The sequence below is a fragment of the Ruegeria sp. YTSA226 genome (assembly GCF_059609905.1).
On sequence record NZ_JBXWMQ010000003.1, the window covers coordinates 261,783 to 275,264 of the forward strand.

14 protein-coding genes are annotated in these 13,482 nt (G+C 58.1%); 3 read left to right on the forward strand and 11 right to left on the reverse strand.

The genetic code is table 11. The features are described 5' to 3' along the window. Positions 1-12 precede the first annotated feature (12 nt). Complete coding sequence (gene lpdA / locus AC2FFF_RS06265; protein WP_142635460.1) at positions 13-1,401, forward strand: dihydrolipoyl dehydrogenase; 1,389 nt, start codon at positions 13-15, stop codon at positions 1,399-1,401. Positions 1,402-1,417: 16 nt separating this feature from the next. Here the strand turns inward: lpdA and AC2FFF_RS06270 are convergent, their stop codons facing one another. Continuing rightward, positions 1,418-1,996 (reverse strand): TetR/AcrR family transcriptional regulator, encoded by a 579-nt coding sequence (locus AC2FFF_RS06270; RefSeq protein WP_142635458.1) that lies wholly within the window; start codon positions 1,994-1,996, stop codon positions 1,418-1,420. Positions 1,997-2,095: 99 nt separating this feature from the next. Here AC2FFF_RS06270 and AC2FFF_RS06275 point away from each other — a divergent pair, with 99 nt between their 5' ends. Then, positions 2,096-2,689, forward strand: a complete 594-nt coding sequence (locus tag AC2FFF_RS06275; protein WP_142635456.1) for an NAD(P)H-dependent oxidoreductase — start codon at positions 2,096-2,098, stop codon at positions 2,687-2,689. A 102-nt stretch (positions 2,690-2,791) separates the two neighbouring features. Here AC2FFF_RS06275 and AC2FFF_RS06280 read toward each other — a convergent pair whose 3' ends face one another. The 5 genes from AC2FFF_RS06280 to AC2FFF_RS06300 form a co-directional block, all read right to left on the reverse strand. Next, positions 2,792-3,844 carry a sterol desaturase family protein gene (locus tag AC2FFF_RS06280; RefSeq protein ID WP_271948450.1) on the reverse strand — a complete coding sequence of 351 codons (1,053 nt, stop codon included), beginning with the start codon at positions 3,842-3,844 and terminating at the stop codon, positions 2,792-2,794. Positions 3,845-3,935: 91 nt separating this feature from the next. Further along, a complete protein-coding gene (locus AC2FFF_RS06285) occupies positions 3,936-4,541 on the reverse strand; it encodes a pyridoxamine 5'-phosphate oxidase family protein (RefSeq protein ID WP_281972554.1) in 606 nt (201 codons plus the stop codon). Next, positions 4,528-5,268 carry a lysophospholipid acyltransferase family protein gene (locus AC2FFF_RS06290; protein WP_496693568.1) on the reverse strand — a complete coding sequence of 247 codons (741 nt, stop codon included), beginning with the start codon at positions 5,266-5,268 and terminating at the stop codon, positions 4,528-4,530. Before AC2FFF_RS06290 ends, AC2FFF_RS06285 begins: the two co-directional genes overlap by 14 nt. Then, positions 5,268-6,170, reverse strand: coding sequence for a cell division protein FtsX (locus AC2FFF_RS06295; protein WP_281972556.1), 903 nt, complete (start codon positions 6,168-6,170; stop codon positions 5,268-5,270). The genes AC2FFF_RS06290 and AC2FFF_RS06295 overlap by 1 nt, the downstream gene beginning before the upstream one ends. After that, positions 6,167-6,844, reverse strand: coding sequence for a cell division ATP-binding protein FtsE (locus tag AC2FFF_RS06300; RefSeq protein WP_142635446.1), 678 nt, complete (start codon positions 6,842-6,844; stop codon positions 6,167-6,169). The genes AC2FFF_RS06295 and AC2FFF_RS06300 overlap by 4 nt, the downstream gene beginning before the upstream one ends. A 182-nt stretch (positions 6,845-7,026) precedes the next feature. Here AC2FFF_RS06300 and AC2FFF_RS06305 point away from each other — a divergent pair, with 182 nt between their 5' ends. Then, entirely contained in the window at positions 7,027-7,761 is a 735-nt protein-coding gene (locus tag AC2FFF_RS06305) for a zinc-ribbon domain-containing protein (protein WP_142635444.1), read from the forward strand. Here the strand turns inward: AC2FFF_RS06305 and AC2FFF_RS06310 are convergent, their stop codons facing one another. From AC2FFF_RS06310 to argH, 5 genes are all read right to left on the reverse strand, one after another. Continuing rightward, positions 7,762-10,299, reverse strand: coding sequence for a TIGR02302 family protein (locus AC2FFF_RS06310; protein ID WP_281972557.1), 2,538 nt, complete (start codon positions 10,297-10,299; stop codon positions 7,762-7,764). A 37-nt stretch (positions 10,300-10,336) separates the two neighbouring features. Next, complete coding sequence (lysA, locus tag AC2FFF_RS06315; protein ID WP_271948459.1) at positions 10,337-11,602, reverse strand: diaminopimelate decarboxylase; 1,266 nt, start codon at positions 11,600-11,602, stop codon at positions 10,337-10,339. 65 nt (positions 11,603-11,667) lie between these two features. Next, positions 11,668-11,823 (reverse strand): hypothetical protein, encoded by a 156-nt coding sequence (locus AC2FFF_RS06320; RefSeq protein WP_185956656.1) that lies wholly within the window; start codon positions 11,821-11,823, stop codon positions 11,668-11,670. Between the two features lie 82 nt (positions 11,824-11,905). Then, positions 11,906-12,088, reverse strand: coding sequence for an argininosuccinate lyase (locus AC2FFF_RS06325; RefSeq protein ID WP_281972558.1), 183 nt, complete (start codon positions 12,086-12,088; stop codon positions 11,906-11,908). Beyond that, positions 12,088-13,476 carry an argininosuccinate lyase gene (gene argH, locus AC2FFF_RS06330; protein WP_281972559.1) on the reverse strand — a complete coding sequence of 463 codons (1,389 nt, stop codon included), beginning with the start codon at positions 13,474-13,476 and terminating at the stop codon, positions 12,088-12,090. The genes AC2FFF_RS06325 and argH overlap by 1 nt, the downstream gene beginning before the upstream one ends. Positions 13,477-13,482: the final 6 nt, after the last annotated feature.

The following is a 13,482-nucleotide window of genomic DNA, read 5'->3' on the forward strand; positions in this document are numbered from 1 at the left end:
AGGACCGGACAAATGGCAAACTATGACGTCATCGTAATCGGAGCAGGCCCCGGCGGCTATGTCTGCGCCATCCGCTGCGCGCAGCTGGGGTTGAAAACCGCCGTGGTCGAAGGGCGTGAGACGCTGGGCGGCACTTGCCTCAACGTGGGCTGCATTCCGTCCAAGGCGCTGTTGCATGCCAGCCATCAGCTGCACGAGGCCGAACATAACTTTGCCAAGATGGGCCTCAAGGGCAAAAGCCCTTCGGTCGATTGGAAGCAGATGCAGGCCTATAAGGACGAAGTCATTGACGGCAACACCAAGGGCATCGAATTCCTGTTCAAGAAGAACAAGATCGACTGGCTGAAAGGCTGGGGTTCGATCCCGGCCGCTGGGCAGGTCAAGGTGGGTGACGAGGTGCATGAAGCCAAGAACATCATCATCGCGTCCGGGTCCGAGCCATCCGCGCTGCCCGGTGTCGAAGTGGACGAAAAGGTTGTCGTGACCTCGACCGGTGCGTTGGCGCTGGGAAAAATCCCGAAAAAAATGGTCGTCATCGGCGCAGGTGTGATCGGGCTTGAACTGGGCTCGGTCTACAGCCGTCTGGGCGCCGAAGTGACAGTTATCGAATTCCTCAAGGAAATCACCCCGGGCATGGACCCTGAGGTTCAGAAAACCTTCCAGCGCATCCTCAAGAAACAGGGCCTGAACTTTGTCATGGGTGCTGCGGTGCAAAAGACCGAAGCCACCAAGACCAAGGCCAAGGTAACTTATAAGCTGCTGAAGGATGACAGCGAGCATGTGATTGACGCCGATACCGTCCTTGTCGCTACTGGGCGCAAACCGTTCTCGGATGGTTTGGGGCTGGACGCTTTGGGTGTTGAAATGACACCCCGCGGTCAGATCAAGGTAGGCGCCGATTGGCAGACCAACGTCCCCGGCATCTACGCCATCGGCGACGTGACCGAAGGCCCGATGCTGGCGCATAAGGCCGAAGACGAAGGCATGGCCGCTGCCGAACAGATTGCGGGCAAGCATGGGCATGTGAACTATGGCGTCATTCCGGGCGTGATCTACACCTGGCCCGAGGTCGCCAATGTCGGCGAGACCGAGGCGACGCTCAAGGAACAGGGCCGTGCCTATAAGGTCGGAAAGTTCATGTTCATGGGCAATGGCCGCGCCAAGGCGAACTTTGCCTCGGATGGTTTCGTCAAGATTCTGGCAGACAAGGAAACCGACCGCATTCTGGGCGCGCATATCATTGGCCCGGCTGCGGGTGATTTGATTCACGAGGTCTGCGTGGCGATGGAATTCGGCGCCTCGGCCGAAGATCTGGCGCTGACCTGTCACGCGCATCCGACATATTCCGAAGCGGTGCGTGAGGCGGCCCTGGCCTGCGGTGACGGGCCAATTCACAGCTAAAAAAGGACCCCGGTGACTAGGTCGCCGGGGTCAACCATGCATCGAGATAGACCCTCAACCGGTCGGTAAAACCGGTCGAGGCGTGCAAGGCGCAGAACTTAAGGGACATGGCCTGAATGGCAAAGGCCTGAACACCTTCGGCCAACAGCTCGGTCGGAATGTCCTGTCGGACATCCGCAGCGTCAAGCCACATCATCACCACACGAAAGTAGCGCTCAAAGCAATATGCGATCGGTCCGATATCGGCGATAGCCGTCGCCCCCGAATATCTTATCAACAAGTCAAAGACATACCGTTCGGATGTCATGAAGCTGTGAACCGGCTGCAGGGCGGTCATGATATCATTCACCGATTTGGGCGCTGTCCCAGCCTCGGCCTGATCGAGGCAGGCATTCAGCCGATCTGCGATCAGAAGCTCCATCAAGGCATCCTTGTCGCGAAAATGCGCGAAGAACGTCCCTTTGGCGACGCCAGCGCTCTGGACGACCTCTTCTACCCTCAGCGCCTCGTATCCGCTGTTTTCAATGAGCGCCTCGGCAGCCGCCAAAAGCCGGGCCCGAGTTTTGAGAGTTCGTTTCTGGGGTGGTTTTTGCATATGGTTTGCTCGCATGTTTTCTGACCATGGTCAAATTTTTATTGACCGCGGTCATTTTCTGATTCTATAAGTGACCATGGTCATTTTCAGGAGAGCCCCATGCAACCGAAGAAAATACTCGTCCTCGACGGACACCCCGCCGATAGCAGCCTGTCGCGGACCTTTGCTGAAACTTATGCCGACGCCGCCCGAGGCAAGGGACATGACGTACGTCTAGTCCATCTGAGTGAGATGCAGTTCGACTTTGATTTTGGCCAGGGCAATTATCACGATTTCAAACCGCTAGAACCGGTTCTTGAGCAGGTATTGCAAGATTTCGAATGGAGCGAGCATCTGGTCTTGACCACACCAATGTGGTGGGGCGGATTGCCCGCAAAACTCAAAGGTCTGATCGACCGGATGTTCATCCCCGGACGCACCTTTGACACGCGAAACACCACTAAGATTGGATTGCCCGCCCCGATGCTGAGCGGACGCACCGCGCGCGTCATTCTGACATCAGATACGCCGGGTTGGTTCATGCGCCTGATCTATCGCCAGGCCCTGATCCGCCAGGTACGCGATCAGATATTGGGATTTGTTGGCTTCAAGCCGACCCGGTTCACCTATTTTGCCGGGGCAAGTTATCCCAAACCGGGTCACGTGGACCGCTGGGTCAGCAAGATCGCCAAGATCGGAGCCGCCGCGGCTTGAGGGCGTTTGCGTCACTATGCCCAGCCGAAACCACCGCCAAGGCGTTGCCGGGCACAGGCGATCAGCGGATCACGTCAGGCCGGCAACCACCGCAGATGCTCGCTATTTGACCGAATGGCGACTGGCGGCATCTGCATCGGGCGCTTGGTAAGACGATGGCCGCCGTTTCTTGTTCAGAATACGCCACGCATCTCTGAACGGCAGGAAATAGAGCTTCATGCAGGTGTCCATCTCGTGACCCTTGTCCTTCTCGGTCACGCCGAATTTCACGTCCCTGTTATCCTCGGGCATGATGTAGGTGCCGAACAACACATCCCAGAACGGAAACATGAAGGCGAAGTTTTTGTCCAGATGGTCCGGGTGGCAACTGTGATGCACGTGGTGATGCGCCGGCGAGGGAAAAACTTTCGACCACACACCCGGCCAACGCAACCAGATATGGGAATGTCGCAGATTATAGCCTCCGACATTGAACAAGAACATCAGCACCGGCACGCCCAGCAATGCCGGCATGTTCGGCTGGTACCCTAACAGTCGAAACGCAAACCCGGTTACTGCGCCAGCACCAAACCCAATCGCAACATTGTAGAGGATATTGTCTATCGGATGTTCGCGAAAATTCGACAACGGGTGCATCACCTCGGCGCTGTGATGAACTTTGTGAAATTGCCACAACAGCGGGACCTTGTGCTGCAGGTAATGGGCTGCGTAGCCGATGAAATCCATAATCAGGAATAGAATGAGCATGTAGGTGAAGGTAGCCAAAGCCCCCAACCAGCCAACCAAGGGCTCTGCCCGGGGTGAGTTATTGGGGTCAAGCCCACCGCTTGCCCATTGATAGGACAAGGCGGCTGATCCGGCCAGCAGACCCAATATCAGGAAATGCCCGATCAGTTTGTGGAAAAAGAAATAGCGGATATCGAGCCATGCCGAAGGGTGGTCCCAGACCTTGCGGGGAAACAGAAACCCCAGAAAGCTGCTCTCACCGTCGACATGTGACGCGTTTCTGCGCTTCACGGCATAGATGGCGAAGGCAATCAGCAGAGAACTGCCGACATAGACATAGAAAATCCGGTTCGTGGGATCCAAAGGAGACGTAAACACATAGCGGGCGTGGTTCAGAAAAGAATCCCAAACTGAACTAAGCTGCTCCATTGACGGCTCCTGTAACCTGTATTTGCCTCACGGTTCTCTACTTACCTATCCGTGTGACGATTCTTTGACCAAACCTTGATAAGTAAACAGGCTACCACATCGTTTTTGCGGCGCGTTGCCCCCAGGCCTCATCATATTGCGTGCCACCTTCCTCGCCGTCTGACGCTTCGGCCAGGATTTCACCCATTGTCGGCAATATGGCGGCTTCGTCCCCGCTGCTCCAAGTCCGCGCACGCATCAGCGCACGGGCACACTGAGTGTAGACCTCGGTAATGTCGATGACGATCACGGTGGCCGGAAGCCTGCCTTGTTTTTCGAACCGGGTTCGAAGGTCTTGGTCCGCTGTCAGTCGGGCCGACCCGTTGACGCGCACAACATTGTTCGACCCTGGGACCATGAACATCAAGGACACACGCGGATCGCGCACGATATTGCGCAAGCTGTCCAGCCGGTTGTTTCCGCGCCAGTCGGGCATCGCCAATGTCTTTGGATCCAGTTCCAGAATCACCGGACCATCATCGCCACGTGGGCTGCCATCGACCCCTTCGGGCCCAACCGTACTGAGTACGCATAGCCGCGAAGCCATGACCCATTGCCGGTACAGAGGCGTCAACCGGTGCGCTACTTTACGCAATGATGGGGCGCCCGGTGCGCTGTAATGTCCATCGAGCGTTTCGATATCGTCAATGAACTGCATCAGGATCAAACCCCACTTCTGTCATCAAAGCGTTCGAGCGCGTCTCGATCACATCTTCCAATCGGTCCAGAAAGCGCGCACGTTCGACGCCGGGTTCGATCGGATCAAGGAAGTCGACGATCGCAAGGCCGGGTTTGCGCATCACGCCGCTTCGGGGCCAGAACACTCCGGCATTTGTTGCAACAGGTACGCAAGGGATTCCCAAGCCTTCGTACAGGACGGCAGTTCCAACCTTATACGGTTTGTGAACGCCTGGCGCGACACGGGTGCCCTGCGGATAGATCACCAACTGGCCAGGTTCTGTAAATTCCTTCGCCACATCCTGGACCATCTTGGCCACAGCGGCGCCCTTCTTGCCGCGATTGACCGGGATGCACCCTAGGCGGCTTGCGTAAAGCCCAATGACTGGCGTCCACAGCAATTCGCGCTTCATAATGAACTTGCCATGAGGAATCGCGCTAAAGATCATGATGATGTCGAGGAAAGACTGGTGTTTGGCCCCGATGACCACCTCGTCCACTGGCACAGTCCCGCGAATTTCGCATCGAATACCAACCATCCAACGCGCCAGCCACATGGTTGTGCGCGCATAGGTCTTGCATGCATGCAGCGCTCCGCGCTTTGCAAACATGGCGTAAGGAGCAAACACGAGGCCAAGGACCAGCATCCACATGTAGATCACGATCATGAAGACCAGTGAGCGGATCCATTGAATTGGAGTGGCCATTACGAAAGCTCCTTCAATTTGCGGTTTGCCGCAGTCCATGTGGCTAGAAAGGCCACCGCAGCACCCAGTACCGGGATGAGGGCTGGCAACAGCCACCCTGCCCCCTGAAAGCCCAGGCCCGTCAGAAAGCCGCCCTCGTCCGACGATGCCTCGGGCAGCAACAACACACCTGTCATTCCGAACAGCACACCAACCATCGCGCCAAAAAATGCGCGGTAGGTGAAGCGGCGAACAAACGCATTGGCAATAAATCGATCCCGGGCCCCGACAAGACGCAGCACCTCGATAATCTGCGCGTTGGCTGCCAGCGACGCATTGGCCGCCAATGTGATCATGGCGGCGGTCGCTCCGCCAATCAGAAGGATTGAGACCCAGCCAAGCCTCCGGAGCGAGCGGGCCGCATCAACCAAAGGTTCGCGCCAGCGCGAGTGGTCGTCCAGAACGGCTCCGGGCACCTCGGCCCCAAGACGCAGGCGCAATCCTGCTGCGTCCAGACCTGGCTCACCTTCGACAATTTCGATCAGCTGCGGCACGGGCAGCGTGTCCAGTGGCAAATCCGGGCCAAACCAGGGCGACAACAGCGCAATCTGCTCCTCAATGGTCAACGCCCGGGCAGAGGCGACACCGGGTGTTTGCGACAACACCATCAGCGCAGTTTCAGTCTGGGCGGCCATCTGGTCGGCCGGGGCATTGATCCGCACCGTGGCAGCGCCGGCAAGTTCGCTTGCCCAGCGGTCTGCCACTCGCCCCGACGCCAATGACAGAGCCAGCGCGAACACCGCAAGAAAGCCCATCGCACCGGACACGAACAGTGTGAGATGTGCAGTATAGCCAGTGGGCGGAACAACTCGATCGGCACGACCATCACGTTTCAACAGGTTGCGGAAGGTTTCCATGTTCATAGATCCGCCCCCGCCAGTTGAATTTGGCGCTGCGAGATGCGCAAAACACGCGCCTGCACCTGGCTTTTCGCCGCACGGATCAGGCTAAGATCATGGGTCGCAATCAAGACTGTCTTGCCCATCTTGTTCAATTCGACCAGCAGGCGCAAAAGGCGCTGAGACATTTCCCAATCCACATTGCCCGTCGGCTCATCGGCCAGCACGACATCCGGCGACAGCATTACCGCACGGGCCAGCGCCGCACGCTGGCGTTCACCGCCTGACAGCTCTGGTGGCAGCGCGTCAAGACGCGCACCCAGCCCGACCCAGTTTAACAGATCTGACAGATCTGTTTGCTCGGCAATTTCCGCCTTACCGGATACCATCAACGGCAAAGCGACATTCTCGGCCAAAGTCATGTGATCCAGAAACCGGCAATCCTGATGCACCACACCTATCCGGCGGCGCATCAGGGCCATCTGATCGCGGTTAAGGCGGGCGATATCCTGATCGAACACGCTCAGCCTTCCCGATGTGGGCAGCAATGCGCCATAGCAGAGCTTTAGCAGGGTTGTTTTGCCAGCACCGGACGGCCCGGTCAGGAAATGAAACGACCCCGGTTGAAGCTTAAGCGATACGTCGCTCAGCAATTCACCTCCACCATAGGTGTAGCTGACATGGTCCAGCTCGATCACGGGGGCCCCCAATTTTTGTGCCGCTCTTCTTGCCCCAGCGCGGTTCAGGTTTCAATGCCCGTACCGGGTCCAAATGGTGACACTTGGCCCGCGAAACCGAAAACGCGCTTTGCTGTTTGGTTCTAACGGAATATCATTCTTAAAAAAACTATTATCAGGCCAACCCCCGGCCCGGAGGCAGCATGCGTCTTACTTGTCCCAACTGCAGTGCCCAATACGAGGTGCCAGACGAGGTCATTCCAGAGGAAGGCCGCGATGTTCAGTGTTCGAATTGCGAGAAAACGTGGTTCCAGGCCAAACATCCGGCGGATCCAGCCGTTGAGCAACCTGCAGATGAAACGACTGCCGAGGATAAGGCTGTTCCACCGGCGGAGTCAGAAACCGCCGACCAGACCGAGCCCGAGCCCGAAACCCCACCAAAGGATGGTGCGCCGGTCAGCAATGTGGATCCTTCGGTCGCCGATATTCTGAAGGAAGAAGCCGCACGTGAAGCCGAATTGCGGGCCCAGGAAGGTAGCAGTCTTGAAAGCCAGCCTGATCTTGCTCTTGATCCACCTTCCGAGCCGGAACCAGACCCCGAACAGGCGGTCAAGGAACTGACAGCTACAGAAACCGCTAAAGATTCCGGGCAAGGTGACGCCCTGCCCGATGTCGAGACGATCAATTCTGGATTCCGCGGCGACGCCTCTGCAGATGCACCCGAGGTATCAGCGCCTGCGCCCCGCAAATCCGGTGGCTTTCTGCGTGGGTTCGCTCTGATCTTGATACTTGGTGTGATCCTGTTCCTGATCTACGGCAATGCTCCGCAAATCAGTGAGGCTGTTCCTCAGGCGGATGCAGTTCTCAAACCTTATGTGTCTTTGGTGGATCAAGCCCGGCTTTGGCTGGATACCCAGGCTGGCGCTTCTCAGAACTGATCAGAACCGTTCAAGCAGGCGCTTGAGATATTCCAATTCAATCTCGGGACGTTCGGATTCACCGGTCCGGCGGCGAATTTCGTCCAGCAACTCGCGGGCCCGGCGATAAACGTCCTCACCCTGCAGCAGGCTCTCATCGGTTGACATCGACCCGTTTGCCCCAGGGTTGCGGCCCAGCGGATCGCGGTTGTTGGCTTGCATATCACCTTCCTGGCTGCCTTGACCTGGTTGATTCTGCTGGTTCTGGGCCAAGGCCTCACCTAACGAGCGCATCCCTTCCCGCAGCGCATCCATCGCTTCGGACTGGTTGTCGATAGCATCAGCCAGCTCGTCATTCCGCAGAGCCTGCTCAGCCTCATCCATGGCGCGGCCAGCGCGCCCAAGCGCATCACGGGCGGCTTCGCCTTCCGGGGTACCGGCACCGGGCAGGTTTTGTTGCTGGCGGCCCAGCTCATCGCGCAGGGCCTGTTGACGATCGGCCAGCGAACCCTGACCCTGCTGACCTTCATCAGCCTGGTCCGAACCCTGCCCCTGTCCGCCCTGGCCTTCGTGGCTCTGCCCACGGCCCTGACCGCCATTGCGGCCCTGATTGCCCTGGTTTTCACCAGTCTGCGCACCGGGATTGAACTGCTCTTGCAGATCGCGGAAAGCCTGATCGCTCAGCCCCTGTTGATCGCGCAATGTCTCTGCCAAACCCTCCATCGCCTGTTGGCCTTCGGATTGCTGACCTTGACCCTGACCTTGCGTGACGCGCATGTTCTCCATCATCTGCTGGAATTCCTCCAGCGCCTGCTGCGCCTCGGCCATACGGCCCTGCTCCATCAGATCCTGAATTCGATCCATCATCCGTTGCAGATCATCCTGCGTCATCTGCAAGGATTCTCCGTCTTGCCCCTGCTGACCTTCTTCACCGTTCTGCTCTGCCAACCGCTGTAACTGTTGCAGGTAGTCCTGGGTGGCCTCGCGCAGCTCTTGCATCAGCTCAGCGATCTCTTCGTCGCTTGCCCCGTTCTGCATCGCCTCCGTCAGGCGCTCCTGCGCCCGGCGCATCCGCTCAAGAGCGTCGGCAAGCGTACCGTCCTCGATCAATACGGCCAGCTTCCATAGTGAGGCCGCGATTTCTTCCTGCTGCGTCGGCTTCAACCCGTATTCGGTAAATGTCTCAAGCCGCCGAAGTGTCACCCGCAGGCGTAAATAGGCCGTATCCGAGCGGAACAGGTCCTCGGGCAGATACGATACCGCCCGCAGAATCTGAGATACCCGTTTCGCGTTGTCCCGTGACCACAGCAGATCGCGCCGCTGTTCAACGATTGCAGCCGCCAGCGGATCAAAGAACCGACGCGCCGGAAGCGCTGTTGTATAGGGTTCAGACTGCCCTTGCTGATCGGCAGCATCACGCGCCATCAAAGTGATCTTTACTGGCAGATGCGCCCAGGGATGTTGTGAGAAATCCTCGATCAGATTCTCGGTGAAATCGGCCCGGTCGCCTGTAATGGGCATCGGTAACTCAACCTCGATCACCTCACGCGGTTCTGGAATCGCCATCAGACCATAGCGCCGATCAACTGCATCCAGATCCAGTTCGATCAGGGCAGAGCCTGCTATCACACCGTAATCATCTTTGGCCGCAAAGGGCAATTTCATCTGGCCGCCCGCTTCGGATCTGGCAACGTCCGACACGGTGATCTGTGGAGACGTATCTGCGATCACTTCCAACGCCCAATCGCGCCCGGAAGGCCCGTCTATCGTCATTCGGCCCGAACGTTCGACGACAAATTCCTGTTCAGGGTCGGTGACCGCTTCCGTGCCCAGCGGTGTCGAGGTTTCGGTCAAGCTGTGCGCACCGACCTCGCCGTAGAATCGCAATGTGATGCGGCTGCCTTGCGGGACCGAAAGTGTCGGGTCGGATTGATCTGCCAGATAAAGCGTTGGCAAGCCGGTATAGCGTGGCGGCTCGACCCAGCCTTCCCAACTTGGTCCCTGACCGGCAACGGCTGCACCCGGTGTCATCTCTGTCACGGATCCTATGCGCCAAAATGAGCCGAAAAGCACCGCAATCACCAGCGCCAGCAAAGCTATGAACCGCAGAGCATAGGGGTCGCGGTCGGCCAGTCGGAGATCGGGCTTTACCGGCGCAGCCTGTGCGGCACGTTCCGCCATACGCGCCTGATGAGCCCGCCACAGGGCCACAGAATCAGCATCCATCGCGCCGATGGCCTGTTCATCCATCAGTGCCTGGATAGGACGCCCTGGCAGGGTCTCATCCATCCGGATCAACGCTTCGTTTCGTGTTGGGATACGGAACCGCCGCACGCCGTGGATCAGTGCAACCAACAGCCCAATCAACGCCGCCGACCCCGCGACCCAAACGGTTTCCACCCCGACATGGTCCTGCAGTCCGAGCATCAGCGCGGCCAACAGCGCCATGGAAATTGAGAAAAACGGCCAGAAAGACCGCCAAACCTGCTCGCTTAGCATCCCCACCTGCGTTAGCAGCAAAGACAATCTGGGGATCGGCAAGGTTTCTCTTGCGGTCAAGTCGGGCCTCCGTTCACCGGCCCGCGCGTCTATTGCGTCAGAGCCACTCGGGTATGGTATCGCGGTTTATGATTTCGTCAAAGCTCGGACGTTCACGAATTACGGCAAATTGATCTCCGTGCACCAGAACTTCGGGTATCAGGGGCCGCGTGTTGTATTCGCTGGACATGACCGCGCCATAGGCCCCTGCGCTGCGAAAGGCGACCAGATCACCAGCACCCAGTGACGGCATCTGCCGTTGCTTGGCAAATGTATCGCCGCTTTCGCAAACCGGACCGACGATATCATAAGGTTGCTGTTCCGTGCCCGGCACGGGTTCGATCACCGGTACGATATCGTGATAGGCTTCGTACATGGCCGGGCGGATCAGGTCGTTCATGGCACCGTCGAGGATCAGGAAATCCCGGCCCTCGCCGGATTTCACATAGATCACTTTGCTGACCATCAAACCAGCATTACCGGCAATCAGGCGGCCCGGCTCTATTTCGATTTCGCATCCCAGATGACCCAGAGTGTCTTTGATCAGCGCACCGTATTCCAAAGGCAGCGGCGGCGCGTCGTTCGAGCGCGCATAAGGAATGCCCAACCCCCCACCCAGATCAAGGCGGCGAATATTGTGGCCCTCACTGCGCAGCGTCTCGGTCAGCTCAGCAACCTTCTGATAGGCCAATGCAAAAGGCTCCAGCTCGGTCAGTTGCGAGCCGATATGGACGTCGATGCCAATGACCTTCAGCCCGGGCAGGCTGGCAGCGTGGGCATAGACTTCTGACGCACGGGCGATCGGAATGCCGAATTTATTCTCGGATTTTCCGGTGGCTATTTTGGCGTGGGTCTTGGCGTCCACATCCGGATTTACTCTAACGGTGATCGGAGCAACGACGCCCAAATCAAGCGCAACGGCGTTGATCACCTCCATCTCGGGTTCGGATTCCACGTTGAACTGACGAATGCCACCGGTCAGAGCAGTGCGAATTTCTTCGGCTGTTTTGCCAACGCCCGAAAACACGATCTTATCGCCGGGCACTCCGGCAGCTTTGGCCCGCAGGTATTCCCCACCCGAAACAACGTCCATCCCCGCGCCTGCCTCGGCCAGCGTCTTCAGGATCGCCTGATTGCTGGCGGCCTTCATCGCATAACATACGAGGTGGTCGGTCCCGTCCAACGCCTCATCGAACAGCTGGAAATGACGCAGCAGCGTCGCCGTCGAATAGACGTAAAAGGGTGTCCCAACCGCAGCTGCGATTTCGGAGATCGGGACATCCTCGGCGTAAAGCGCGCCGTCGCGGTAAAGAAAGTGATCCATAAAGACGCGCTTAGACCAGAATGCCCCGGCGGATCAATGGATTCTACGCAAACAGGGGTGTCGCGTCATTCAATATGCGAAACGCCGACCCGCCCATAACCGGATATCGAAATTCCAGATCCGCCGGATTGGGGTTCGGGATCGGGTCGCGGTTTATAGGATGGGTCGCAAGCCGCAAGAATGGCGAGGCCAAAGAACAGGCCTAAAATCTTCATATTCATTTCTTTTTCCAAGGTTTACGGCCAAGCGCCATTGATCGGTCTGAAATGGGAACTGAGTGCTGAAACTGCAACTCGGGAAACACTACCGCCCGAGAAAAACGCTCAGGGGGCCGCGTTGCAGGCCAACGCCGCCCCCGACATAGGCACCGCTGGTGCCGACGCCGATATTGGCGCTCATCGTTGGTTGGATCGGTTCACCATCCGCACCGCATCCGGCTAGGGTTACCCCGGCCAGAATCAACAGAACCGCAGTCAGAATTCGCATTACACCAACGCCTTCCATCGCTTGACCTGAGCCCGCACCTGATCCGGTGCCGTGCCGCCGTAAGACTGGCGCGAGTTTACCGAATTTTGCACCGTAAGGACAGAAAAGACGTCATCGGTGATCTGCGCATGCACTGTTTGCATATCCGCAAGCGTCAGGTCCGGCAGATCGCAGCCCTTGCTCTCGGCCATCGCAACCAGCGATCCGGTGACGTGATGGGCATCGCGGAACGGCAGGCCCAGAACGCGCACCAGCCAGTCGGCCAGATCAGTCGCGGTCGAAAAACCCGACCCTGCAGCCGCAGCCAGGCTTTCGCGGTTGGCGGTCATATCCTTGACCATGCCTTCCATCGCTGCCAGCGCCAGCATCCAGTTATCGGCAGCGTCAAAAACCTGTTCCTTGTCTTCCTGCATGTCCTTGGAATAGGCCAGCGGCAAGCCCTTCATCACCATCATCAGCGCGGTGTTGGCGCCATAAATGCGCCCGACCTTGGCACGGATCAGTTCTGCCGCATCCGGGTTCTTCTTTTGCGGCATGATAGACGAGCCAGTCGAAAAACGGTCAGACAGGGTGACAAAGCGGAACTGGGCAGAAGACCAGATCACCAGTTCTTCGGCAAAGCGCGACAGGTGCATTGCGCAGATCGAAGCAGTTGACAGAAATTCCAGCGCAAAATCGCGGTCACTGACGGCGTCCAGCGAATTGGCAGCGGGACGGTCAAAGCCCAGCGCCTCGGCGGTCATGACCCGATCAATAGGGAACGAGGTTCCAGCCAGCGCGGCAGCCCCCAGTGGGGATTCGTTCATCCGCGCGCGGGCATCGCGGACGCGCGACAGATCACGCCCGAACATTTCGACATAAGCCATCATGTGATGACCCCAGGTCACAGGCTGGGCGGTTTGCAGATGCGTAAAGCCCGGCATGACCCAGTCCGCCCCGGCCTCTGCCTGCGCTAAAAGCGCGCGGATTAGGGCCAGCAGACCGGTATCGGCGGCATCGAACTGATCACGCACCCACAGTTTAAAATCGGTTGCCACCTGATCATTGCGCGACCGGCCTGTGTGCAAACGGCCTGCAGGTTCGCCAATGACCTCTTTCAGCCGTGCCTCGACATTCATGTGGATGTCTTCCAGCGCGGTCGAGAACTGAAACGCGCCACTCTGAATTTCTGACAATACGGTGAGCAGCCCTTCCCGAATAGCTTCAGCATCACTATCAGTTATAACGCCTGTGGCAGCCAACATGGCGGCATGGGCGCGCGAGCCTGCAATGTCCTGGGCTGCCATCCGCTGATCGAACCCGATCGAGGCATTGATTGCCTCCATGATCGCGTCTGGACCGGCGGCAAAGCGGCCGCCCCACATCTGGTTCGAAGATTGATCGGTCATGTAAGA